Here is a 24,603-nt window from a genome sequence, read left to right as displayed (position 1 = left end):
GAGAGTTACCCGTTTTGATAAAGGTGTCGAATCTTTAATCAAAATGAAAAGAGGTAACTCTCATGCTACATACTAACAATCCAATCATTAAACACAAAGCTGGTTTACTCAATCTTGCTGAAGAACTTGGTAATGTCTCTAAAGCATGCAAAGTAATGGGCACATCTCGAGATACATTTTATCGCTATAAAGAACTTGTTGATGAAGGTGGCCTTGATGCACTGATTGATAAAAGTCGTAGAGGTGCAAATTTAAAGAACCGTATTGACCCTGTAATTGAAAAAGCAGTTGTCGAATATGCAATTGAATTTCCAGCCCACGGACAGCACAGAGCAAGCAATGAATTACGCAGAAATGGTATATTTGTTTCTGGTAGTGGAGTTCGCTCAATTTGGCTTAGAAATAATCTAGAGAACTTCAAAAAGCGTTTAAAATCACTTGAAGATAAAGTAGCCAAAGAAGGTATCATCTTGACCGAAGCGCAAGTTACTGCGCTGGAAAAGAAGAAAACTGATGATGAGGCCTGTGGTGAAATTGAAACGATACATCCAGGTTATCTTGGGTCACAAGATACTTTCTATGTCGGCAACTTAAAAGGTGTTGGACGCATTTATCAACAAACATTTATTGATACATTTAGCAAAGTTGCATTTGCTAAACTTTATACAACTAAAACGCCCATCACAGCGGCGGACATCCTTAATGACAGAGTACTACCGTACTTCGAAGAATATGAGCTGCCAATGCTCCGAATACTCACTGATAGAGGCACTGAGTATTGTGGTAAGGTAGAGCATCACGATTACCAATTATACTTAGCGATCAATGATATTGAGCATACAAAGACAAAAGCGATGTCACCTCAAACTAACTGTATTTGTGAGAGGTTTCATAAAACGATCTTGAATGAGTTTATCAAGTTACATTTAGGAAAAAGCTCTATGATTCACTTGAGGAATTACAAAAGGATCTGGACGAATGGATGGTTTATTATAATAATGAACGAACTCATCAAGGAAAAATATGTTGTGGTAGAACACCACTTGAAACATTAACAGATGGAAAAACGATTTGGGCTGAGAAAAATTTAGCTCAAATCTAAGCTGACAGACACCATAATAGAATGGGTAACTGTCAGATCAAGTCTGAGCTAGTACAGATTAGATGACTACATGAGCCTATCCCCTTTCACCAATTCTTTCCATTATCCAATCATCAACTTCTGACTCAAGCCAGGCTACAGATTTTGCACCTAGAGAAACTTGCTTTGGAAATGTACCTTTAATCATAAACTCATAAATTGTTGAGCGGCCAAGTGATGTTTTTTCGATTACTTCTTTTAATTTGATTAAACGCATGGATTTCTTCAGTTGGTTATTAGTATATAACTTTACAGAGTATGTAATTTTTAACTGGCTCAGGTCACATACCCAAACCACCTTAAGATCTGAGTTTCAGTTGGAATTAAAAGTGATTTAGGCAAGGCATTGATTGCAAGTAATAGTGGTTCTATTGTTAAAATCAATAACGCAGTATCAATCGCTTTTAAACCAATCCTTAGGACGTTTCACAGCAACTTGATCTCTGCGTTATGACTACTTAACAGTGACTACACTTTTGCAAAGTTACGCCTTGGTATTAACCCCCTGTGAAACGCTGGGCTCTGTATCTTGAGGTGGTTTGGGTATTATTGCGCTATACTGACGCAAATTTTTTTAAATAAACTGTTATGGCTCTTAAATCGACGATTATTAAAGCGCAGTTATCGCTAAGCGATATGGACCGCAACGTATACCAAGACTTTAATTTAACCTTGGCACAACACCCTTCAGAAACCGAGCAACGCTTGATGATCCGCTTGCTTGCCTATGCACTTAATGCCTGTGATGGTTTAGAATTTACTAAGGGTTTATCGGCTGATGATGAACCAGAGCTGTGGCATAAAAGCTATAGCGATGAGATCGAGCTGTGGGTTGAGCTTGGTTTACCTGATGAAAAGCGTGTTAAAAAAGCCTGTAATAAAGCTAAAAAAGTGGTGCTATACACTTATGGTGAAAACAACCAAGCAATTTGGTGGCAAAAGCATCAACCTAAATTGTATGAGTTTAAAAATTTAAGTATTTTTAGTTTAGATTTTGCTACAACTCAAGCGCTGGCAGCGCTGGTTGATCGCAATATATCGCTGACTATTACCATTCAAGATGGTGATGTATGGGTGAGCTCTGATTCAGTTAACATTGAAATAAAACCAGTACAATTAATGTAATTGTAGGTTCAATAGATTAAGAGGGTGTATGACTGTTAAACGCGTTGTGGTATTACACGGATTGTATATGTCTGGCTTTGTAATGCGCCCTTTATGCTCGCAGCTCGAAAAGTCTGGGTTGGATATTCTCAACCTCTCTTACAATACATTGTCTCCCGATCGCGCCGCTATTTTTAAACAGATTGATAATTTTATTAATGATAAAAATACGGCCCTTGTTTGTCATTCAATGGGCGGACTGGTGGCGCGCGCATACCTTGCTGCAAATTCAGAGCAAAGCCAAAACGTAACAAAAGTTATTACTTTAGGCACACCGCATAAAGGCAGCCATATAGCCCGCAGAATGCAGCAAAAAGGCTTTGATATATTTTTAAAAAACAGTGTGGAATTTTTACTGACCGAAAATGGTGATTGGCCATTTAATGCCAAGCTTTATAGTATTGCTGGCGATTTACCGATCGGCCTCATGCCGCTAATTGCCAAAGGTAGTCAATCAGATGGCACGGTATTAATTGATGAAACCAAACTCAAAGGCATGGCAGAACATAAAGTGTTTCATTTAAGTCACACCAGTATGATCTACTCACGCCAAGTGATGAATTATATTGTTGAGTTGCTGGTTTAATCTTCTGCACTAGCAGCCACTTTATAGGCAACAAATGCGATGATTGCTAAGATCAGTGGTGTTGGCGCTGCGATATAACCAAAGGTATCAAAGTTAGCAAAGCTTGCTCCTGCTAAATGGCCGACTAAGCCAACTACAAATGCAATCAACGCTATACCAATAACAACTAATTCCATTTTACTTTCTTTTTGTGTTTTAGCCTGCATGTTATCTCTCCATCAAATTTATCTGTGTTGATTATGCGCCGACTAAAAACGTTAATTTTGACCTAAATCAAATAACCACTCGCCATGTAATAGCTTGCTATAAAAGCTTGTTTTAGATCATCTTATTGTGCTTTTATTAAGCGATTTGCGGTTATTTTGATTTTTGGGGTGGTTTTTTAAAGATTGGAGCCCATCTCTATTGTACGTACAAATTAATTACTACAGCAGGTTGGCTAATAGGTAAAATCTATTAAGGTTATCGATTTTAACCATTTTACAGATTACTAAAAATGGCTGATACTTGCTTCAGTGTTTAGAAAACATCTTATCAGTTTATTAAGGAGAAGTTATGTCACAGGTAAACGCAATTGGTCTTAACAGCGCGAAAAGTGAAGATATCGTCAAGTCACTCAATACCCTGCTAAGTAGTTATCAAATTCAATATATGAATGCCCGCGGTTTTCATTGGAATATTAAAGGTCGCAACTTTTTTGAACTACACATCAAGTTTGAAGAAATTTATAACCTATTACTTTTAAAAGTAGATGAAGTCGCTGAGCGTATTTTAACGCTTGATGGCGCACCACTGCATGCATTTTCTGATTACTTAGAGATCAGCAAAATTAAAGAAGCAAAAAATATCAGTGATGGTGTCGCAGCAGTCGAAAACTTACTCGCTGGTTACAGCATCTTAATTAAAATGCAGCGCGATATTTTAGAGCAAGCAAGTGATGCACAAGATGAAGGTACGGCTTCATTGATGAGTGATTATATTACTGAGCAAGAGAAGCTAGTGTGGATGCTTAAAGCCTATTTAAATTAATTTTTAGATAACCACAAGTAGGCCAGCTTTTAAAGAGCTGGCCTACTTAATAAACATACTCTGTGATGTTTTAAGTTACTTTACCGCTTGAAAAAATTCAGTTCTATTTCGGCCTTGCTCTTTTGCTTGATATACCGCCTTATCTGCTTGGGCGTAAAGCGCGGCAAAAGACATTTTTTCATCAGCAATACTCACACCAATACTTATTGTTATTGGCGTATTTTCAACTTTAATTGTTGCAACTAACGCATGCAGCTTTTGGCAAAATAGTAACGTATTCTCTTGATTTGTATCTGGTAACATAATTAAAAATTCCTCACCACCAATACGCGCAACAAGATCTGTTTTTCTGCACTCGCTGTTAAGCTTAGCACCCAATTCTTTTAGTATGTCATCACCTTTCATATGGCCATAGGTATCATTTATGATTTTAAAAAAGTCTATATCGAGCATTAATAAGCTCACAATCTGATGCGATCTTGCAGCTTGCTCAAGCATTAGCGTGCTTCTGACTTTCATTTCTCTTCGGTTGAGTAATTGCGTTAACTCATCAGTAGCAGCCAGCTGCTTTAACTGTTCGGCTTGTGCTTCCAATACTGAACGTGTTTTTAGTAACTCCTCATAAAGTAAATCTCTCTTCGAGGCATTAAAAAAACTCCAATAAATACAATGATCAGACCCAATATGCGCATTCACTGTAACAGGTAAACGCTCGCCTTTGCCGTTCATTATAAGAAGTTGCATTTCTTCACATTTTTTTTCATGTAATAGGGTGGGAATTAAATAACTTTGAAAAAATATTTTTGATGACTTAGTAAACACCGTATCTACATTTTTCCCCAGCAACACCTCTGGCTGCCATTGGAGTTCGTTGGTAAAGTAACTATTAACGTAAATAATGATTCTGTTAGCGTCAGTCACACAGGCACCACAGGCAAAGTCATCTGGAGTGTAATTAATTTTGTATTGCGTAATTGTATTGTTCACTGAGGTTACTGCAAATATTCAATCATTATTTGCGCAATTTCATTCGGGTGTGTCATGTGCAAACAATGTCCATCAGCTGCAATTACACTAAGCTTGCTGTGTGGTATTCGCTCATGCATATATTCACCCACAGTCACGGCGGCTAATGCATCATTTTGACTTTGAAAAATTAATGTCGGCTGATTAATATCTGTTAATAAGTGTCGGTGATCAGATAAAAACGTTGCTTCTGCAAATGTTTTGGCAATCACAGGATCCGTTGAACAAAAACTGCCTGACAACTCCCGCATAAATTCATGGGTGTTGCTATCTCCAAGCACTAATGGTGCAAGGTAATTAGCCCAGCCAATATAATTTTTATCCATAATACTAAGGAGTTCGAGTAGATCTTGTGTTTCGAATCCCCCTGCATAATCTGGTGGATCATTTAAAAAGCATGGCGACGGGCATATCATAACCAAGTTTGAAAAATATTCAGGCTTTTTATTAGCAGCTATAGCACCAATCATGCTACTAACCGAGTGGCCAACAAATACCACCTTTGATAGCTGTAAGGCGTCACATATATCTATAACATCTTGCGCATACCCGTCTAAATTACTGTAACGTTGTTTGCTGTATTGTGAAATGTCGGACGCGCCCGAGCCAACGTAATCAAATAAAACAATGCTAAAGTTATCGGCTAATGACGCAATTAAAAAGCGCCACATGTTTTGGTCACAACCAAAACCATGAGCCAAAAGCAGCGTTTTCTGCCCTTTCCCAATTATTTTTACGTTATTCCTTCGTTTTATTTCATCAGCTAAACACATAACACGGTTCCTTTGTTATTTAGGGCCTGTTGACCTTTCAGGATTAAAATTTGTTCAATCTAGGGGCGATTTAATCGCGGCGCGAGATTTGTAACCTAGTGGGCTAAGTAAAAATCGAGCAAAGCTACCGCGTCCTGCTATCGCCCCTTACTTACATCCATGTAATAACAAAGAGTTAATCGCCCCTAGGCAGAACCCTTCGGGCAGCGCATGTTTGGCATTTATGCTACGTTATCGCCTATTTATGGGGAATAACCACACTACATAGGCTCTGCCTTGCCTAAAAACCAAACATACTGCGGCAAAAGTAACCTCGAAAGATAAACAGGTCCTATACTTCACACAGCGCACTATAAAAGTAAACCCTGCGGGATTAAAAGTCTATTAGGCTAATAAAAAATGCCATCTCAAGGGCTTTTTCTTCCAAGCTTTTAAAACGCCCTGATGCGCCGCCGTGACCGGCATCCATATCGGTTTTAAACACCAAAATATTATCGTCAGTTTTATATTCACGCATTTTAGCCACCCACTTCATCGGCTCCCAATATTGCACTTGTGAATCATGCAAACCGGTAGTCACTAAAATATGTGGGTATGCCTGTGCGGTAATATTGTCATACGGTGAATACTGAGCAATCACATCATAATAGGCAGGGTCATTTGGATTACCCCATTCATCGTATTCATTGGTAGTTAGAGGTATTGACTCATCCAGCATGGTGGTTAGCACATCTAAAAATGGCACATGGCAGCCAATTCCTAAATAAAGCGCTGGCGCTTGGTTAACAACCGCTCCCATTAGTAAGCCACCGGCACTACCCCCTGAAGCAAACACTTTATCTTGCGCACCATAACCTTGCTCAACCAATGCTTTGGTTACATCAATAAAGTCGTTAAAGCTATTTTGCTTATGTTGTTTTTTGCCTTGCTCGTACCAATCACGGCCCAACATCTCACTACCACGAACATGTGCTATGGCATACACAAAACCACGATCGAGTAAGCTTAATGAGGTACTCGAAAAGCTCGGATCGATGGTTATGCCATACGCCCCATAACCATATTGAAACAGTGGATTAGTGCCATTTTTAGCAAAACTATCTTTACGATAAACCAGCGACACGGGCACTTTAATACCATCACGCGCTGTTACCATTAATCTTTCAGAGGCATAGTTTTGCGGATCAAAACTGCCTAATACTTGCTGTTGTTTTAATAAAGTTTTATCACCATTATTTAAGTCTACTTCAAATAATGAACCTGGCGTGGTGAGACTTGAGTAATAAATACGAGCTACGTGCGTATCATGCTCAGGATTCATTGCAATGGCAGCATAATAACAAGGATCATCAAATTCTAAGGTCATACGCTGCTGTTGCTTATTAATGACCACAAAGCGTGTTTGTCCTTGCTCGCGCTCAGTAAGCACCAAGAAATCGTCAAACAGCTCTACGCCTTCTAATAAAACGCTATCACGATGAGGGGTATGCTCAAGCCACTGTGTTTTATCTGCAATGGTACTTGTATTAGCCGTCATTAAACGAAAGTTTTTAGCTTGCCAATTAGTCACGATATAAAACGTATCGCCGAGTTTATCAACATCAAACTCATGCCCTTCTTCGCGTGGCAGTAACTGAGTAAACACTCCTTGCGGCTGATCAGCATCTAGCACCCAAGTATCGTTCGTTTCTGTAGTGGCTAAATCAATAATGATCAGCCCCTCATCACGGCTTTTACCAAGCCCCATAAAAAAGCTTCGATCTTGCTCTTCATATACCAATACATCGTGCGCTTGCTTAGTACCTAATACATGGCGATAAACTTGATAACCTAATAACGTTTTAAGGTCTTTCTTTACGTAAAAAACCGTTTTATTGTCGTTTGCCCAAACGATTTGCCCTTCGGTGTTTTCTAATACATCTTCAAGTAAATCATCGTTATCAATAACTTTAAACTTTACGGTATAGATACGACGGCCATCGGTATCTTCAGAGTAAGCCAACAATTGTTCATTAGGACTAATTGCCACCTCGCCTAATTCATAAAATTCAAAACCTTCTGCAAGTATATTTACATCTAACAGTAGCTGCTTATCTGCGGCATCCATCTGACGACTACGGTAATGGCGAGAATATTCATCATCGCCACGTACTTCAGAGTGATACCAATACTGGCCATCTTTAACGGGAAAAGTATTATCGTCTTTAACAATCCGCCCTTTTAGTTCTTCGAACAGTTGCTTCTGAAAAGACTGAATAGGCGCTAGTTGCTGTTCACAATAGTCATTTTCAGCAGCTAAATGTGCCAGCATCGCTGGATCTGTACGTTCGTCATCACGCATCCAATAATAATCATCAATGCGTATTTTTTTGTGTGTTGTTAACGTGTGCGGCTGTTTACGCGCAACAGGAGCATTAGGAAGTGAAGACAACGATAAGTTTGATAGAGCCACAGAAAAACCAATAAAAAATTTCGATGGCTGGAGTTTAACATAATTTTCAAAAGTGCATAAAAAAGCCCACTCAATGAGTGGGCCGAAAAATGCTAAATAGCATTAAGGGGAAACTTGCTGCCAAGCAAGGTGCCAACTTTGTCCAACACCGGGCTCGTAAAGTGGATTATTTTCTTCTTTCACATTGCAAAACTGGCTGAAAGGCCAAGGTTTACATTTATAAATTAAGCCTGTTTTTGGCTGTAATACTTTTACACCCGCATTATATACACCACACTTTTCAGGATAGATATAATCATATGCGGGCTTAACAACCTGGTAATCATCACATTTAGCAATACATTGAAAAGTTAATTCCGCACGAGTAATCCCGCAACCTTCGAGTGCATAAATCTGGTTTGAACGATAAGCTACCACTAAACCTTGCTCAGTCATTCTTCCTGCTTCGACTAAGGGTATATGAGTATTAATATATTCCGCGACAAAGCGTGGCCAATTATGTGGCTCACCTTGTTCTTCCGTGATAATTTCATATTGAAATGATAAATCGACTAGCTCTCCTTGCGTGTCATAAAAAGTCACCGTCACCATATCACCTACAAACAATTGGGTATGATGATTTAGACAACCTATTGGCATCCAATTTCCACAGGCCAATGACGTATGCATAAACAAAGCAACACCTTAAGAATATCTAATAGGTACTATCCAGCATTTATTGGATAAAAGAAATACTTTTAACTACATTGTAGGGCTGATGACACACAGTGAGGTTGGTATTACCCTGTGCGACGGCCCCGCTATCTTAGTTTTAATGCTAAAACCTTAGACCGGAAACTTTGCGTCCTAACCTTTCGGTTAGTTTGCCAAAACAGCGTGAGTATAGTGTGACATAGCTCGAAGATCAAACTAAAGAATGTAATCAAAAGTTAAAGCTGACACTTAAGTTTAATTAACCTGCACTCTGGTTAAGAGATTTTCTGTAAAAACAAGGTTAATTTACGTCTCAATAGCTGGCCTCTTGTAATTAAACTCAAAGCTACCAGTATTATAAACAGCTGCTCAAACATGATTTATTACATACAATTCATAAACTTACACTTAGTTGTGTCGACATAAAATAAAAAAGCCAACCTTAAGCTGGTTGGCTTTTTATTATGGTGTAAGCAAAACCTTAACACTCAAAGTTAGCTTACTTTAACCTTTTGGCTAGTAAATGGACGTTTAAACAACCCCCCAATATCCGTTAAAATAATATACAGACATGGCACTAAAATAAGTGTAATTAAGGTTGCAAACATCACAGCAAAACCAAGTGCAACTGCCATAGGTATTACAAATTTAGCCTGTAAGCTGGTTTCAAACATAATCGGCAATACGCCTGCAAATGTAGTAATAGATGTCAGCAATATAGGTCTAAAACGAGCACAACCGGCCTCTATAACCGCATCTTTAATATCTATTCCTGCACGGCGTGCTTGATTAATAAAATCAGTCATTACCAAGGAGTCATTAATAACCACCCCTGCTGCGGCAATTAATCCAAAACCCGACATTAGACTAATGTCTAAGCCAAACCAAAAGTGACCCCAAATTGCTCCTGTCAGACTAAATGGAATAACCGACATTACAATTAAAGGTTGTGAATAACTTTTAAGCGGTACGGCCAATAATATGTAAACTAAAATCATCCCGCCTGCAAAAAACAGTTGCTGCTCATTTGCTTGCGCTTGCTGCTCTTCTATTGCACCGCCTAATTCAGACTTAACACTTGGGTATTCTTCTTGAAGCTGTGGTAGTAAGTTTTCTTTAACTTGTTTGACTACCTCACTCGGTTCAATTGCTTCCTCGTCAATGTTGCCATAAACGTAAACAGTACGATAACCACCTTCACGGCGAATATAACTAATGCCCGGTGTTTCTGTTAGCTCAACCACATCACCTAATAAAACTTCTCGGCCTTGTGGCGTTGTAACAACCGCATGCTTAAGTGATGAAAATGCCTCACGAGTGAGCTTAGGATAACGCACCATCACCCGAACCTCTTCACCACGGCGAATAACGCGCTGCGCTTCACCACCATAAAAGCTTGCACCTACTTGGTTCGCAATTGCCGCCAGATCTAAGCCTAAGTCATAGGCAACTGGTTTTAAGCTCATTTGCACTTCTTTACTGGCAGGATCGATAGTTGAGCTAATATCAAACAAACCTTCTTGCTGTTGTAATAGCTGTATAAAACGACGACCCGCATCATTAAGCGTATCGATATCAGAGCCATATAGTAAATAGCCAAACTCGCCACCACTACCGCCGCCTCCGCCGCCAACATCATCTTGAATAGTTAATGATTTGACACCAGCGATAACCGGCATCGCTTCACGCCAACGTCGAGATAGCTCAAATGCATTATATGGACGCAGTTCTTCGTCAACTAATGGTGCGAGTAATTGCGCTTCAGTGCGACCTTGATTGAACACTAGCACATCACGCACCATCTTCTGGCCTTCTTCACGCTCTGTTTGTCTATCAACCTCTAGCACCATAGCTTCAATTTCACGTATCGCATTAATGGTTTGAATGTCGGATACATTGTCGTTCATTTCTACATTAATTTGCGGGAAGTCATGAGGTACCTTAGGTGAAGGGATCATACGCACTTGATTAGATGAAATTAAACCAAAGGTTAAAATTAACAGCGCAATAAAACCAAACATCACCGTCCAGCGCCATTTTATGCAGTTCACTATAAATTGTTTATAAGGGCCATTAACAAAGCCAAAAAAACGGTTATTAAAACGTGCTCGCCAACCATCAGGATTAATAGGTGAGAAATGCGTATGCGCAATATGTGCTGGTAAAATTAATTTAGATTCAATGAGGCTGAAAACTAAACATAAAATAACCACCACTGAAATACCATAAAAGAAGGCACTTTCAGGACCACTCGAAAGCGTAAACGGAGCAAACACGGCAATAGTTGTTAGTACACCAAAGGTTGCAGGGGTTGCCACTCGCTTAGCGCCATTGACCACATTAACAACACCACCGCCTTTTTTCTCTATTTCGGTGTAGGCACTTTCGCCTATGACTATGGCGTCATCCACCACAATCCCCAGCACCATAATAAAGGCAAACAGGGACACAATATTAATAGTGACACCAAACAGCGGCATCAACATCATCGCCCCTAAAAAACACACAGGTAAGCCAATCATTACCCATAGCGCTAATTTAAAGCGTAAAAATAACGAAAGCATGATTGCTACCAAAATAGCGCCTTGAAATAAGTTAGCTTTCATCATATCTAAGCGCGCATTTAGGTAGTAGGTAAAGTCCATTAATGGCTCTAAACGCACACCGAGCGGTAACTCTTTATTTTTTTGATCAATATACGCTTTTACCGAGTCAGCCACCGGAATAATATTTTGATCTTCGGTTGCTTTTACCGATAAGTAAACCGCATTTTCACCGTTAAACTTAAAGTAACGCTCCCCTTCAGTGAACTGGTCTTTAATAACAGCAATATCTTGTAGTAATACTTTTGCGCCATTAGCGCCAATTTTAACCGGAATTTGTCTAAACTCTTCACCCGAGTAAAACTGATTCTCTACACGAACCGAAATAACTCCTGCATCTGTTTTTAATTGCCCAGCTGAAAAGTTAGCCGAATAACGACGTACAGCATTTACCACGTCCGACAAAGTTAAATTATATTGGCGTAATGTATCTGGTTCAATTTCTATTGCGATCTCATCCAGAGGAACGTCATTAACCACCAATGACACATTAGATAGCTGTAACAGCTCATTCTCAATTTGATTGGCTATAGGTTTTAATTCAATTAAGGGTAAGTCGGCCACCAGCGTCATACCTATTACGTCTTGGCGAAACTCCACTTGACTTATGGTGACCGGTTCCATTCCAGCAGGGAAAGTGGCAATACCATCAACGCGTAGTTTTACCTTATCAAGCACGTCGGTAAGTTCGGCATCAGTGTTTATTTCAAGGCTGGCCGTGCCGCCATTTCGAAATGCGCGATACACCCCTTTTTTTATCTCTGTTATATCTTTTAATGATTCTTCAATTTTTATTAGAATACTTTCTTCAATTTCTTGTGGCGAGGCTCCAGGATAGTTCGCCGACACATTAATATAGTTAATTTCTATATTAGGGAACATTTGTCGCTGAATCGTAAAGTAACTTATCAATCCCATTACAATGATAAAAAACATCATTAAATTAGCAGCAACAGAGTTATTAGCAAAGTAAGCAATTACCCCTGTTTGTTTAGCCTTGTTGGGTAGTTCGGTGTTATTCATAACTCAATCTACCTTTTATAGTTGTTCAGTAGATGCACTTTTCGGTGCCTCTATTTCTTTAGCATCTTGAAGGCCTGCAATTTTTACTGCCATGCCTTTTTGTGGATACTCCGGTAAGGTAACAACTAATTGATCATCAGCCTCTAAACCATCACTAATATAAAAGAACTCTCCTTCTTCGCGGATCACTTTCACTTTACGTGGTTCAAGTTGCTGTTCATCATTAACTATCCATACCATTTGGTTATTCACCAGTTCTTGCGGTAAACGATAGATATTATTAAGCATGGTGCCGGCAAAATTAACTTGTACATAAGTGCCAAACTTAATCGCTGGTTGTTTATTCACTAAACCATACGGATCGTCAATTCGAACAACCAAACTACTCATACGCGTAGCATTATCAACAATACCTAAATCACGATCTATTACCGCTTGGCGAGTAAAACCATTTAAGCCCGTTTTAATCACTGTTGCAGTGACGCCTTTGACGCGCTCAGGTAAAAAAACACTATCAAACCCAGCTATAGGTATGATGACTTCAGCGGTTTCAATATTATTTAATTCAGCAACTTGTGCGCCCATAGAAACAAATTGACCCACACCAACATTACGATTAATAACTAATGCATCGTATGGAGCGGTTACTTCACAGTTGTCTAAATCACGCTGTGCACGTTTTAATCCTGCTTGCGCTGACTTAACTGACGCTTGTGCACTTAGCACTTGTGGCTTACGTAAAAATAAATCGGTGCGTGCTTTGCTAGGGAATCGCTTAGCTTCGTCTTCTGCTACTTTGGCTTGCGCTTGCTCTTCAATTAACATCGCCTGCGCGCGAGCTAGTTCAGCTTCAGCTTGCAGTACAGCCGCTTCGTAATTATCTTTTTCAATAGTAAATAGAACTTCTCCACGTCCAACAATACCACCGGCGACAAAATTAGGATGCCAACTAACAACTTCACCTGACACTTGTGCTGAAAGCTGTGTGTTTTCCAACGGTTTTACTTCACCATAACTGTTAATCATTACTTGGTGATCGTTGGCAGCCACAGCCTCAACTTTTACAACCGGCCGAGTGTCGACTATTTCTTTTTTTTCTGGTTCTTGGGCAATCGCATTAATTCCCACAAAGCCAACAATCCCTATGCCAAGCGCGACAAAAGGAAGTCCCCATTTTAATATCGTTGTTCGCATAATCAGTCCCCTTAATATTTTACTAAAGCCATAATAACAGAGCTGAATGAAACATTAACGTGACATTTGTAAGCAACTGTTACAAAAAAATTGATATCTTTAAAAAGCTTTAAAAAACCATTGTTAATCTATTATTTAATATTTTTTGTTATATTTTGATATAAAAAATAAACCATATAAATCAAAATGATAAAAACAAGCTTAGGAATTTCATCCTAGATTTGTTTCTTCCCGAGTCAGTTTGGGTACACTGAATAAGATTTTAACAAGTAAAATAAAGAGTATAAAATGAAGTTAACAACCATTACGCTAGCATTAAGTTTAGCTTTAGCGACCAACGGCCACGCTTTGGCCGCAGATAAAAAAGACGAAAAAAAAGACAAAACCATTGCCGAGCTGATCAAAGATAAAACCGAGTTTGCGGGGATATTTAGCCTCTATCAAGATGAAAAAACCGGTGATCACTTAATGGTAATTGATGAATCACAGCTTGATACCCCATTTGTGTACTTTGCCCATACTGTCGATGGCGTTACTGATGCTGGTCACTTCCGTGGGGCTTATCGTGAAACAAAGCTTATTGAATTTAGAAAGTATTTTGATCGCATAGATATTATCAGTAAAACACCTCGTTACCAGTTTGATGAAAGTAGTGCTATTGCAAAAGCTGCTAATGCAAACATCAGTGAAGCGGTACTAGCTAGTATTAAGATTGAAAAACAAGAGCAAGGCAAAATTGCTTTTAATGTAAACAAACTATTTTTAAGTGAAGCACTACATAAAGTTTCTCCTTGGCCAAACCCAGATGATAAAAATGCCAAAAAACGCTTTAATCTTGGTAAATTGAGCGACAAAAAGTCACGTATTATCAAACAGCGCCCTTACCCTAATAACCTCGATATTGTTGTTGACTACGTATTTGAAAATGCTAACCCAAGCGTGCGCGGCTCAAGTGCAGTAAGTGATCCTCGCAACGTATCCTTAAAGGTACAGCATTCATTCGTAGCACTGCCAAAGAATGATTACCAATCTCGTATTGACGATGCTCGCATTGGTTATTTCACAAATCAGTTTGATCAAATGACCTCCCCAGACTGGGCACCATATAATGATGTGATCAAGCGTTGGGACTTACAAAAGAAAGATCCAAGCGCTGCGTTATCCGAACCTGTAAAACCAATTACTTGGTGGATTGAAAACACCACCCCAATTGAGTGGCGCGACACCATTGCAAAAGCAACCCTGGCATGGAATAGCTCATTTGAAAAGGCTGGTTTTAAAAATGCTATAGAAGTAAAAATCCAGCCGGATGATGCAAAGTGGGACGCAGGCGACATCAACTACAACGTGCTACGTTGGACTTCATCACCAAAGCCACCATTTGGCGGCTACGGTCCAGCCCTAGCAAACCCATTAACCGGTGAAATTTTAGGCTCAGACATCATGCTTGAGTTTGTATTTATGAAAAATCGCTGGATTTACGATACGCTATTTACACAAGGCACTATGAGCCACAGCAATGGTGCTGCTAATACCGGTGAACTAAACTGCTCGCTAGGACATGAAATACAACAAAATATGATGCTAGCAAACAGCCTTTCAACCGATGCAAGCATTGAAGACAAAGAAATTTTACGTCAAGGTTTAACCCAACTAGTGCTACATGAAGTTGGCCACACACTAGGTTTAAACCACAATATGAAATCATCCATTTTGTGGAATGAAAAAGACGTTCACGACAAAAATAAAACACAAGGGATCGTAACAGGTTCAGTGATGGATTATGCCCCTGCTAATATTGCTCCTATTGGTATGGCTCAGGGTGATATTTTCCAAACCAAGCCTGGTCCTTATGATGATTGGGCAATTGAGTTTGGTTACAGCCAAGCATTAGCGGATGAAGCAGCTGAACAGCAACGCCTTGAAAAGATTTTAGCCCGTTCAATCGAACACAAACTTGCGTTTGGTAACGATGCCGATGATATGCGCGCACCCGGTAGGCATATTGATCCTCGCGTGATGATTGGCGATATGTCATCAAACCCAGCAGCGTATGGTGCTGATCGCATGGCGCTAATCAACAAACTGTTTACTGAGCTCAAAGATAAAGCGCGTGTTGCTGGTGAGTCACACCAACAATTACTGATCTCAGCAAACAGCTTATTTGGTCAATATCGCACCCAAGCGAATATAATTTCTCGCCAAATTGGCGGAGTCTACGTAGAGCGCGCTGTTGTGGGTGGTAATGATGCTGTTGCACCATTTACCCCTGTGCCACTAGAGCGCCAACAACAAGCCATGCAAATTTTAGCGAAAAATGTATTTGCCCCAGATGTACTTACCAGCATGCAGCCTCTATATAACTACATGCAACAACAACGTCGCGGCTTTAATCATTACGGCAAAAATGAAGATCCAAAACCACATAAAATGATTTTGGGGATGCAAAAATCAGTATTAGCCCAATTACTCCACCCCGCTGTTATGCAACGCATCTCAGACACGGCACTATACGGTAATGAATATAGCTTAAGTCAGTTTATGAACGATTTAACGGCGAGTATTTTTATTGACAGTAAAGCAGCTAATTCAATCAGTCATAACTTGCAAATTGAATATGTCAATCAGCTAATTGCTATCGCGGGACTAGGTAAACCAAGCAAGCACGATAACTTAGCAAAAACTGCAGCGCTTTATCAATTAACTCAAATTGCAGACAGCAGCACGCCATGGGGTGCAGATACAGCGACAAAAGCACATAAAAAGTATATCGATCGCCTAATCAATAAAGCGCTCGAAGCATAACTAACCACGCAATAATAAGGCCGCACCTTCAAGTGTGGCCTTTTTTATTTTTAAAACCGAACACCTGCGTGTTCGATATCGAACAGCTATCACTTTATAATCACCATATAAAAACTTAACCAACTGAAAATAAACAGTATTTATTTCTGGCATCAAACTTTCATTAACTACACTATCAACCACGTAGATTTGTAGATTATGAATATTAATATTGAGAAAACCACAAAACTAAACAAAGTTAAAATAGCCCTCATTGTTGCCGCACTCATACTGCTTGCAAGCATCAGCTATTTTGCTGTGCAACCTGCTGTGCCGCAGCTAAATGCGAGTACGCTCAATGTGGTGACCGTCCAACAAGGTGATATTGATATTATGACGCCGGTGTATGGTCAATATGCATCACGCTATGAGCGCCTAATTAGTGCCCCTGCAGTTGGTCAAGTTAGTGAAATTTATCTACGTGCTGGCGCAGATGTTGAAGCTGACACTGTGATTGCCAAACTCACCAACCCAGATCTAGAACAGCAATTTTTTGAAGCTCAAGCCAAGCTAGAACGTATGCACTCTGAATTTGCTGCATTTAAATTTCAAAAACAAAATGAGCAGCTGACCTTTCAAGCTGAGCTTGCTGATATTGATAGCCAAATACAAAGCGCTAAATTAGATGTTGATGTCAATCAGCGCTTATCAGAGCAAGGTATCGCCGCCAAAATTGATTTAGAACGAGCTACGTTGAAATACCAACAACTTAAAAAGCGTCTTGAGTTTGCAATCTACCGTTTTGAAAAACAAAAAGAAATGCACAAGTTAGAACTGCAGCAGCAACAAATTTTATTAACACAGCAACAAAAACAAGTAGATTTAGTCAGTAATAAAGTGACGGCATTAACAATCATCGCAGGGATTGCAGGTACATTACAGCGCTTAGATATTGAACTTGGTCAGCGAGTAAGCCAAGGACAAGCTATGGCGCGAGTGGGCTCAAAAAGCCAACTAATGGCTAAATTAAATATTCCGCAACGCATTGCTGAGCGCATAACACTTGGTGCTCGAGTCGAACTAAAACATCCATCAGGCATGTTAAAAGGCACAGTTAAGCAACTAACATCCGTAGTCGAAAACGGCTTTATTATTGCCGAAGTACACCTGAGTGAACCATTACCGACCAATCTGCGTCCTGCGCAGCCTGTCAATGCTTTAGTATTTGTTGAGCGTAAAGAAAATGCCCTCTATGTGAGCCAGCAACCAGGATTAAAACCTCTCGGTGCGCAACTGCTCTATAAACACTCAGCGAATCAAGCGCAATTACAGCAACAAGAGATCACCTTTGGCGAGCTAACGGGCAAAGATTTACTCATCACCGCAGGTGCAAACGCTGGTGAAAAAATTATCACAAATGATTTAAGCCAATGGCATACTTACAGCCACTTGGCGCTAGATACTGCAAAACTTTAAGGAAAAACACCATGACAGCACTCGTTACCATTAACAACATCAATAAAGTGTATAGCAAAGGCCAAGTTAAAACTCATGCGCTACAGGATGTTTCTTTAACAATAAACAAAGGCGAGTTTATCGCTATATCTGGCTCATCTGGCTGCGGAAAATCAACCTTACTGAGTATTTTAGGATTGCTGGATACGCCAACCGATGGCGACTATCAACTGGCGAATATTGACACTCACAGCCTCAATGTTGATCAACGCTCAAGTGTTAGGAATAAGCATATTGGCTATGTATTTCAGTCATTTAACTTGATTGATAGCCTAACCGTATTTGAAAACGTGGCTTTGCCGCTGGAGCACCGAGGTACGCCAAGTAAAGATATTAAGGCCGCCGTAGAGCAACAACTAGCGGCAGTTAACATGAGCGCCCGTTTACATCATAAACCAAGCCAACTCTCTGGCGGACAGCAACAGCGCGTTGCGATTGCTCGCGCGCTAGTTGGCAACCCCGACTTACTACTTGTGGATGAACCAACTGGTAATCTAGATAGCCAAAATGGCGATGCTGTAATGCGACTCTTGCTAGAGCTAAACAAACAAGGTGCCACTGTCGTCATGGTGACCCATGACGAACGGTATAGCCAAATGGCACAGCGTCAAATTCGCTTATTTGACGGCAAAGTACTTGTTGAACATAAGGAAGCGGTAGCATGAGTTTTTACCTTCGCGCTCTGCGCCATGGCGTTTTGAGGCTATTTACTTTGCCGCGCCTATCTTTGCCCATTTTAATTACACTCAGCTTTACGCTGGCAGCCGTGTTGGTTGTGGTCGCAATGAGTAGCAACCTAATTTTTAAACCGCTACCCGATATTAAAGACGAACAAAGTCTCTATACAATTAACCGGACGATGGCTGTCTCAGACGATATGCGAGTATCAATATTTACCACTAAACGCCTTGCACTGTTAGCTGAACAATATAAACAGTATGGCAAATTTGCAGGCTTTCAAGCAGATGAAAGTGCTATAAAAGTGGATGAGGTTGCTTATCCTGTATCGCGCTTTGATGCCAGTGATAACTTTATGACGGTAGTCGGCGGCGAGTTATTAGTTGGCGAACGACCAAGTCAAGAAAATAGCCAAAATGCAGTGTGGATTTCTCAAAGTTTATGGCGCAGTGCATTTCAAAATAATGCTAATGTAATCGGTCAAACCTTACAACTTGAAGGCCAATCACTGCAAGTTCGTGGCGTTGTTACTGATTTTTCATCTTTTTTATCGGAAACTGACGAAAGGTACGCCCAGCAAATATGGCTTTACTACAATTTAGCAGAGCAAGTTTCAAAGCCAACACAAATGACGATTGATGGCAGCCTGCAACCTCTGTTTAGAAAAACTCAGCAAGCAATTACAACAAGCGACATCGAAGATTTCTGGCTGCAATATTACCAACAAGAAAGTGAACAACTTGGCCCGATGAAGCAAATGTTTGAAAGCATGAATCCAGAAAGTACTGCGGTTCTCTATCGAGATAGTTTAATGGCTGAGCAACAAACTATGATCTGGTTTTTACTCGCCGCTGTCACCATTCTACTCATAATGGCAAGCCTAAACCTACTCAATTTATTTATTGCTCACTATCAGCAGCGTGAACAAGAATTTGCAACTCACCTATGCATGGGTGCCACCCGCAACAAGCTACTGGTGATGAGTTTCTTAGAAAATCTCAGCACCTTTTTACTTGCCGCAGTGTTAGGTTTATTAGGTGCTGCGTGGTTGATCCGCATATTACCCATAATCAGTGGCGGTAATATAGAGATGCTCGAACTGGTAAAAATTGACGCCGTAACTATATTGGTTGCACTAGTGGCCGTTTTAACTATCAACTTGTTTTTTGCGTTTCTATCAACCCAGCAATTTGATCAAACGCAGCTGATTAGCAATTTAAATAACGGCAATAAAGGCATTAATGCAGGGAAAATAACCATGCTTAGTCGCATACTGTTTATTGCACAATTAAGCTCTGCCGCCGTGATATTAACAGGTACCGCGATGCTAGCAAATGCGGCTTATAACAGCTTAAATGTCGATTTAGGTTTCACCCCTGGTAATACACTTGTTGCTCAGGTAAACCTACACAATAACGAAAAAGCTCTTTTAACGAATGCCGAGTTGGAAGCACAAAAAGTAGCGCTAGATAATGACCAAGATAGCGAGCAAAAAGCGAAGCAACGCTTTTTGGGCACCCTCGATATAAAGCGCCAATTAAGTCAGACTGTTCAAAAGATTCAACCAAATATAACCATATTACAAAGCCAAGGTGAACCGTTTAATTTTAATACCACAATTAGCATGAATCAGGATGATGAAACCCAAAAAAGGTTCACCTTTATGAATATAAACATAGCGGCTGATTATGTGGATAGCTTTGGTTTAACATTACTAGCTGGGCAAAATATTAGCCAAGCACAATACCAAGATTTAGATGATGTAGCACTTATTAACGAGACCTTTGCCAAACAAATCTCGACTGACGGTACGCTTGAATCTGTGGTAGGAAAAAATATTGCTAGCCGACGTATCATTGGAGTGGTTGCCGATACCTATACTATCATGGCTAAAAACCAAGGCTACCCAGCTATGCTTTATACTGACAAGAGCAACACCTCAACAATAAACTTGGTGATGCAACTGCCAGAAGGGCAAGAGTTTGATAAGAACGCCATTATTCAAGCAATTAAAAGTGCTCATCCACAAGTCAACGAAGTTAAAGCTCGTACACTGACTGAACGTTGGGATGAGCAAACAATGCCAGCTCGCGTACAGTTTTACTTTATCAGTGCATTATCGGTATTAACGCTATTGTTAGCCGCGGTGGGCAGTAATGGTATGGCAATCAGCTTTACAGAACTAAAACGCTTTGAGCTTGCCATCCGTATGGCAACAGGAGCAAGTCGTAGTAATCTGATGAAACGCACCATTAAAAGCTTTAATGGTTTACTGCTGAGCGCACTTGTCATTGCGATTACACTTGCATGTGGTATTTACTTACTATTGCAATTGCAAATACCTTTGTTGCCGGCATTTTCCTGGCAGGCACTTACAATATTTACTAGTTTATTGATTGCTATCGTCTTTATTGCCATTGTTTTGGTAGTATGGCGTATTATAAATGCTGATCCTATGCGTGCGCTTAGAGAGCAATAAATTTAAGGAGTTGGCAGCAGACGCTGCCAATACGACCATTATGAACCAACCCACTATTTTGGTTGTGGATGACGATGACGATATCCGCTTTGCACTCACATTACTGTTAGAGCAAGCCGGTTATCGCGTGGTTGAAGCTGATGGACCGGTGCAATGCATGCAATTGCTTAGCCGATTAACGCCTGCACTGGTGTTATTGGATATGAACTTTACTCGTGATACCACCTCAGGAAAAGAAGGGCTCGCGTTACTTGCACAAATTAACCCATTAAATATTCCCGTCATTTTAATGACCGCTTGGGCTAACATTGAGCTGGCAGTCACTGGTTTACAAAATGGCGCAAAAGATTTTATTGAAAAACCATGGCGTAAAGAAAAATTGCTAAGCCAAATTGCTAATCATATTAAGTCCGTAACGGCAAAGCCTGTAGACACTAGTTGGATTGCTCAATCCAGCGCGATGCAGTCTCTCGAGACACTCATCAAGCAACTGGCGCCGACCGATGCGAATTTATTAATTTTAGGTGAAAACGGTACCGGGAAATCGCAATTAGCAAAGCGAATTCATCTGCTCAGTGGCCGCTGCGAAGCGCCGCTGATAAGTCTCAATATGGGGGCATTAGCAGAGTCGTTATTTGAAAGTGAACTATTCGGTCATCATAAAGGGGCTTTTACCGATGCCAAGCAAGACCGCTTAGGCGCATTTAGCCGTGCTAAAAATGGCACGTTGTTTATGGATGAAATCGGCACTTTACCGTTTCATTTACAGCCTAAATTATTACAGGTGTTAGAAACTGGTGAGTTCACTCCGCTTGGCGCAAACGCCAGCGAAAATATAAACGTGCGACTAATCGCAGCTACCAATCAAGACTTAGCCAGCGCAATTACAAACGGCCAATTTCGCCAAGATTTATATTATCGCTTAAATACCTTTGTCATTCGTCTGCCTGCGCTACGCGAACGTAAAGACGATATCTCTGCGCTGTGCGAACATTTTATCAATCAGTTTGCGGCTAAGTACAACAAGCCCATATTGCCATTATCCGCCAGTGCTCGCGAGTTGCTAAAAAACCACCCTTGGCCTGGCAATATTCGAGAATTAAGTCATGTAATCGAACGTGCTGTGCTGATCTGTAACGGTGAAGCAATTGAAATAAGTCATATCATGCTCGACTATCAAACAACACAAAGTCAATCTATCCCTGCGCTGACTTTAGAGGAGCTAGAAAAACAACGCATAGTCGAAGTACTACAACAACATAATCAGCAGATCACAGCGGCAGCTAAAAGCTTAGGTATTTCTCGCAATGCGCTTTATCGGCGTATGGAAAAATATCAATTAGAGGGTTTGGATGAATCATTTTAAAATGAGCCATAAAGCCAAGATGATTGCCATTTTAAGCGCCATATTTGCCGCAATTCTTATTCCTACTGCTGCTTTAGTGTACCAACTAAGCCAAGACACTCTACTCACCGTCACTTTAGGGGTTTGCTTAAGTTATGCATTGATTGTTTGCGCCTATCGGTTATTCCATAGTCATTTTTCACCCGTGGCACAATTACAAGCTTATATTGATGCAAAACAGCAAGGGCAAAGTAACCTTAGCTTAGGCTACAGTGATCCAAGCTCCCCATGGGCAATACTCGGCGCACAAATAGAAACATTATTTACAACACAACAACCGCAGTCTGAGCACTTAATTGATGGGTTATTTCAGCATTGGCCACACCCTATTGCAGTATTTAACGAGCAAAGCCAACTGATATTTTTTAACCACCCAATGTATGCTCAGCTGAAAACGCCATTACTACGAGGAATGACTTTTACAGAATGTGGTTTTAGCCTTGATAATAACCAATGCAGCCATGCAAAATTAAACCAGGATTGGCAAATACAACGCATTGCCCTGAGCGATGCTAAACAAACACTTATTACCGCCAGCTATATAGGCCATCAGTTACAAGATGCAAAGCGCCAATCACAAGCTGATCTAATTCGTATTTTATCGCATGAATTAAACAACTCACTGACGCCCATGGCCTCAATGACAGATACACTAATGGCGGCAGATGAATTAGACGAAATACAAACGAGACAAGTGCTAACACGGATTAAATCGCGCAGTGAGTCACTGCTGCTTTTTATTAAAGCCTATTCAGAGTTAAGTCGTTTACCGAGCGCAAAACCGCAAACCTTTGATTTAAAAGCGCTCGCAATACTCAACGCCAAAGAACAAAGCGTTCAACTTAACTTCGCAGGTTCCCCATCCTTTTTTGCCGATAAACTACTGATAGAACAATTATTAATTAATGTATTTAAAAACAGCTATGAAGCCTGCGCAGAGCAAGCTTGCATAACATTGCGCTGTTTTGCACAAAGCGACATGCAAATATTACAGCTGACTGATAACGGTCCTGGTTTTGCCAATATTGATAATGCCCTGCAACCTTTATACACCACCAAAAAACAAGGCAACGGCTTAGGCCTTGCCTTGTGTAATGATATTGTGCAAAAGCACAACGGCCAATTGCAGTTAGCTAACACAGCAGATGGCGCGCAAATCACCATTAAACTACCGCAAAATAGCTGTTAAAAACTTACAAATAAATTGTGCCTTGCATATACCGCACTGCGTATCCTGTGAGAGTAACACTATGTTCACTGACTTCGCATTGCATATGGCCGCCACGACTAGAGGCTTGATAAGCCCTTAAGGTTTTTTTAACTAATTGCTGCGCCCAATAAGGCGCAAGACCGGTATGAATTGAGCCGGTAACGTAATCTTCATCACCGCCATTAGCAGGCCAAAAATAACGTGAAATAAAGTCGTATTTTGCGCTTGGTGCGGTTGCAACTACATCAAGTGGAGCTAGTGTTTTTAGCAAGTTTGAATCTGTTTTAAGGTTTAATATATCCTGCTCACTTTCATAAATCGCAAAGTAAGCTTGTTTGTTTTTCAACACCTTAACTGGTTGTATAGACAAGCCAGCAAATAGCTCAGAGGGTATTTCTGTTGTAACAAAAGGAGCTTGTTTTGGAAAAGTCATGGCAAAGCTGCCATCATCATTTTTATTAATCATTAACTGCCCGACCGCATCGGCTTGAAAGCGAATTTGCGATAAGTTGTATTGCTCACACAATACAAAAGCGGCAGCCAACGTGGCGTGTCCGCAAAAATCGATTTCCATCAACGGCGAAAACCAACGGATAGCAAAACTACCGTCAGTTTGACGACAAGTAAACGCGGTTTCGGAGACGTTATTTTCTGCGCCAATTTTTAGCATTAGCTCATTATCAAGCCAATTATCTAAATCAATAACTGCGGCATAGTTACCTTTAAACAGCTCGTTAGTGAAAGCGTCTATTTGATGGATTGTGAGTTGCATTTTTGCTCAATTTATCAGGCTAAGTTTCTAATAACTTGCCACAAATTGAGCTAAAAGAGTATTAAATTTATCTAGC

Annotated in this window: 18 protein-coding genes, 1 pseudogene and 1 riboswitch; of the genes and pseudogenes, 10 read left to right on the top strand and 9 right to left on the bottom strand. The window is 40.3% G+C overall.

All coding sequences use genetic code 11. The features are described 5' to 3' along the window. Positions 1-62: 62 nt before the first annotated feature. Positions 63-1,102, top strand: a pseudogene (locus H5180_RS05640) (IS481 family transposase). 76 nt (positions 1,103-1,178) lie between these two features. On the opposite strand, the gene H5180_RS05635 reads toward H5180_RS05640, so the two are convergent. Continuing rightward, the gene (locus H5180_RS05635; protein ID WP_145240257.1) at positions 1,179-1,358 is read right to left on the bottom strand and encodes an AlpA family transcriptional regulator; all 180 of its coding nucleotides are present in this window, start codon (positions 1,356-1,358) and stop codon (positions 1,179-1,181) included. Positions 1,359-1,729: 371 nt separating this feature from the next. Between H5180_RS05635 and H5180_RS05630 the strand changes: the two genes are divergently transcribed. Together H5180_RS05630 and H5180_RS05625 are read left to right on the top strand one after the other, a co-directional pair. Next, positions 1,730-2,266: a YaeQ family protein gene (locus H5180_RS05630; RefSeq protein WP_145240254.1), complete on the top strand. Its 537-nt coding sequence runs from the start codon at positions 1,730-1,732 to the stop codon at positions 2,264-2,266. Between the two features lie 28 nt (positions 2,267-2,294). Next, on the top strand, positions 2,295-2,891 hold the full coding sequence (locus H5180_RS05625) for an alpha/beta hydrolase (RefSeq protein ID WP_182757879.1): 597 nt from the start codon (positions 2,295-2,297) through the stop codon (positions 2,889-2,891). On the opposite strand, the gene H5180_RS05620 is transcribed toward H5180_RS05625, so the two are convergent. After that, a complete protein-coding gene (locus H5180_RS05620) occupies positions 2,888-3,097 on the bottom strand; it encodes a hypothetical protein (RefSeq protein ID WP_149982248.1) in 210 nt (69 codons plus the stop codon). The two genes, H5180_RS05625 and H5180_RS05620, sit on opposite strands and share 4 nt — an antisense overlap. Before the next feature lie 349 nt (positions 3,098-3,446). Between H5180_RS05620 and H5180_RS05615 the strand changes: the two genes are divergently transcribed. Continuing rightward, positions 3,447-3,920 carry a Dps family protein gene (locus H5180_RS05615; RefSeq protein WP_182757878.1) on the top strand — a complete coding sequence of 158 codons (474 nt, stop codon included), beginning with the start codon at positions 3,447-3,449 and terminating at the stop codon, positions 3,918-3,920. A 75-nt stretch (positions 3,921-3,995) separates the two neighbouring features. Here the strand turns inward: H5180_RS05615 and H5180_RS05610 are convergent, their stop codons facing one another. From H5180_RS05610 to H5180_RS05585, 6 genes are all read right to left on the bottom strand, one after another. Then, positions 3,996-4,907, bottom strand: a complete 912-nt coding sequence (locus H5180_RS05610) for a GGDEF domain-containing protein (RefSeq protein ID WP_145240246.1) — start codon at positions 4,905-4,907, stop codon at positions 3,996-3,998. Between the two features lie 5 nt (positions 4,908-4,912). Next, positions 4,913-5,719 carry an alpha/beta fold hydrolase gene (locus tag H5180_RS05605; protein ID WP_145240244.1) on the bottom strand — a complete coding sequence of 269 codons (807 nt, stop codon included), beginning with the start codon at positions 5,717-5,719 and terminating at the stop codon, positions 4,913-4,915. A gap of 373 nt (positions 5,720-6,092) precedes the next feature. Next, positions 6,093-8,171 (bottom strand): S9 family peptidase, encoded by a 2,079-nt coding sequence (locus H5180_RS05600; RefSeq protein ID WP_145240242.1) that lies wholly within the window; start codon positions 8,169-8,171, stop codon positions 6,093-6,095. Positions 8,172-8,273: 102 nt separating this feature from the next. Beyond that, positions 8,274-8,840: a chitin-binding protein gene (locus H5180_RS05595; protein WP_145240240.1), complete on the bottom strand. Its 567-nt coding sequence runs from the start codon at positions 8,838-8,840 to the stop codon at positions 8,274-8,276. Between the two features lie 118 nt (positions 8,841-8,958). Next, a riboswitch (cyclic di-GMP riboswitch) is annotated at positions 8,959-9,049 on the bottom strand. Between the two features lie 309 nt (positions 9,050-9,358). Next, positions 9,359-12,490 (bottom strand): efflux RND transporter permease subunit, encoded by a 3,132-nt coding sequence (locus H5180_RS05590; RefSeq protein WP_145240238.1) that lies wholly within the window; start codon positions 12,488-12,490, stop codon positions 9,359-9,361. A 15-nt stretch (positions 12,491-12,505) separates the two neighbouring features. Further along, positions 12,506-13,684 (bottom strand): efflux RND transporter periplasmic adaptor subunit, encoded by a 1,179-nt coding sequence (locus tag H5180_RS05585; RefSeq protein WP_145240236.1) that lies wholly within the window; start codon positions 13,682-13,684, stop codon positions 12,506-12,508. A gap of 288 nt (positions 13,685-13,972) precedes the next feature. Here H5180_RS05585 and H5180_RS05580 point away from each other — a divergent pair, with 288 nt between their 5' ends. From H5180_RS05580 to H5180_RS05555, 6 genes are all read left to right on the top strand, one after another. Beyond that, complete coding sequence (locus H5180_RS05580) at positions 13,973-16,489, top strand: zinc-dependent metalloprotease (RefSeq protein WP_182757877.1); 2,517 nt, start codon at positions 13,973-13,975, stop codon at positions 16,487-16,489. A 198-nt stretch (positions 16,490-16,687) separates the two neighbouring features. Beyond that, entirely contained in the window at positions 16,688-17,944 is a 1,257-nt protein-coding gene (locus tag H5180_RS05575) for an efflux RND transporter periplasmic adaptor subunit (protein ID WP_182730697.1), read from the top strand. Positions 17,945-17,955: 11 nt separating this feature from the next. Continuing rightward, complete coding sequence (locus tag H5180_RS05570; RefSeq protein ID WP_145240229.1) at positions 17,956-18,648, top strand: ABC transporter ATP-binding protein; 693 nt, start codon at positions 17,956-17,958, stop codon at positions 18,646-18,648. Next, positions 18,645-21,140 carry an ABC transporter permease gene (locus H5180_RS05565; RefSeq protein ID WP_182757876.1) on the top strand — a complete coding sequence of 832 codons (2,496 nt, stop codon included), beginning with the start codon at positions 18,645-18,647 and terminating at the stop codon, positions 21,138-21,140. Before H5180_RS05570 ends, H5180_RS05565 begins: the two co-directional genes overlap by 4 nt. After that, positions 21,106-22,506: a sigma-54 dependent transcriptional regulator gene (locus H5180_RS05560; RefSeq protein WP_259399541.1), complete on the top strand. Its 1,401-nt coding sequence runs from the start codon at positions 21,106-21,108 to the stop codon at positions 22,504-22,506. The genes H5180_RS05565 and H5180_RS05560 overlap by 35 nt, the downstream gene beginning before the upstream one ends. Further along, on the top strand, positions 22,493-23,734 hold the full coding sequence (locus H5180_RS05555) for a PAS domain-containing sensor histidine kinase (RefSeq protein ID WP_182757875.1): 1,242 nt from the start codon (positions 22,493-22,495) through the stop codon (positions 23,732-23,734). The genes H5180_RS05560 and H5180_RS05555 overlap by 14 nt, the downstream gene beginning before the upstream one ends. A 4-nt stretch (positions 23,735-23,738) precedes the next feature. Here the strand turns inward: H5180_RS05555 and H5180_RS05550 are convergent, their stop codons facing one another. Then, positions 23,739-24,527, bottom strand: a complete 789-nt coding sequence (locus tag H5180_RS05550; RefSeq protein ID WP_182757874.1) for a PhzF family phenazine biosynthesis protein — start codon at positions 24,525-24,527, stop codon at positions 23,739-23,741. Between the last annotated feature and the right edge of the window lie 76 nt (positions 24,528-24,603).

It is taken from the genome of Pseudoalteromonas sp. SR41-4, from assembly GCF_014163985.1.
GTDB lineage: Bacteria > Pseudomonadota > Gammaproteobacteria > Enterobacterales > Alteromonadaceae > Pseudoalteromonas > Pseudoalteromonas rhizosphaerae.
The sequence above is the reverse complement of the archived record's forward strand: the minus strand, read 5'-3'. Positions and strand labels throughout refer to the sequence as shown.

Bases quoted from the DNA above. Each gene is read 5' to 3' on its own strand.
- H5180_RS05635 (WP_145240257.1), bottom strand. From the start codon at position 1,358: ATGCGTTTAATCAAATTAAAAGAAGTAATCGAAAAAACATCACTTGGC.
- H5180_RS05630 (WP_145240254.1), top strand. From the start codon at position 1,730: ATGGCTCTTAAATCGACGATTATTAAAGCGCAGTTATCGCTAAGCGAT.
- H5180_RS05625 (WP_182757879.1), top strand. From the start codon at position 2,295: ATGACTGTTAAACGCGTTGTGGTATTACACGGATTGTATATGTCTGGC.
- H5180_RS05620 (WP_149982248.1), bottom strand. From the start codon at position 3,097: ATGCAGGCTAAAACACAAAAAGAAAGTAAAATGGAATTAGTTGTTATT.
- H5180_RS05615 (WP_182757878.1), top strand. From the start codon at position 3,447: ATGTCACAGGTAAACGCAATTGGTCTTAACAGCGCGAAAAGTGAAGAT.
- H5180_RS05605 (WP_145240244.1), bottom strand. From the start codon at position 5,719: ATGTGTTTAGCTGATGAAATAAAACGAAGGAATAACGTAAAAATAATT.
- H5180_RS05595 (WP_145240240.1), bottom strand. From the start codon at position 8,840: ATGCATACGTCATTGGCCTGTGGAAATTGGATGCCAATAGGTTGTCTA.
- H5180_RS05590 (WP_145240238.1), bottom strand. From the start codon at position 12,490: ATGAATAACACCGAACTACCCAACAAGGCTAAACAAACAGGGGTAATT.
- H5180_RS05585 (WP_145240236.1), bottom strand. From the start codon at position 13,684: ATGCGAACAACGATATTAAAATGGGGACTTCCTTTTGTCGCGCTTGGC.
- H5180_RS05580 (WP_182757877.1), top strand. From the start codon at position 13,973: ATGAAGTTAACAACCATTACGCTAGCATTAAGTTTAGCTTTAGCGACC.
- H5180_RS05575 (WP_182730697.1), top strand. From the start codon at position 16,688: ATGAATATTAATATTGAGAAAACCACAAAACTAAACAAAGTTAAAATA.
- H5180_RS05570 (WP_145240229.1), top strand. From the start codon at position 17,956: ATGACAGCACTCGTTACCATTAACAACATCAATAAAGTGTATAGCAAA.
- H5180_RS05565 (WP_182757876.1), top strand. From the start codon at position 18,645: ATGAGTTTTTACCTTCGCGCTCTGCGCCATGGCGTTTTGAGGCTATTT.
- H5180_RS05560 (WP_259399541.1), top strand. From the start codon at position 21,106: ATGCTGATCCTATGCGTGCGCTTAGAGAGCAATAAATTTAAGGAGTTG.
- H5180_RS05555 (WP_182757875.1), top strand. From the start codon at position 22,493: ATGAATCATTTTAAAATGAGCCATAAAGCCAAGATGATTGCCATTTTA.
- H5180_RS05550 (WP_182757874.1), bottom strand. From the start codon at position 24,527: ATGCAACTCACAATCCATCAAATAGACGCTTTCACTAACGAGCTGTTT.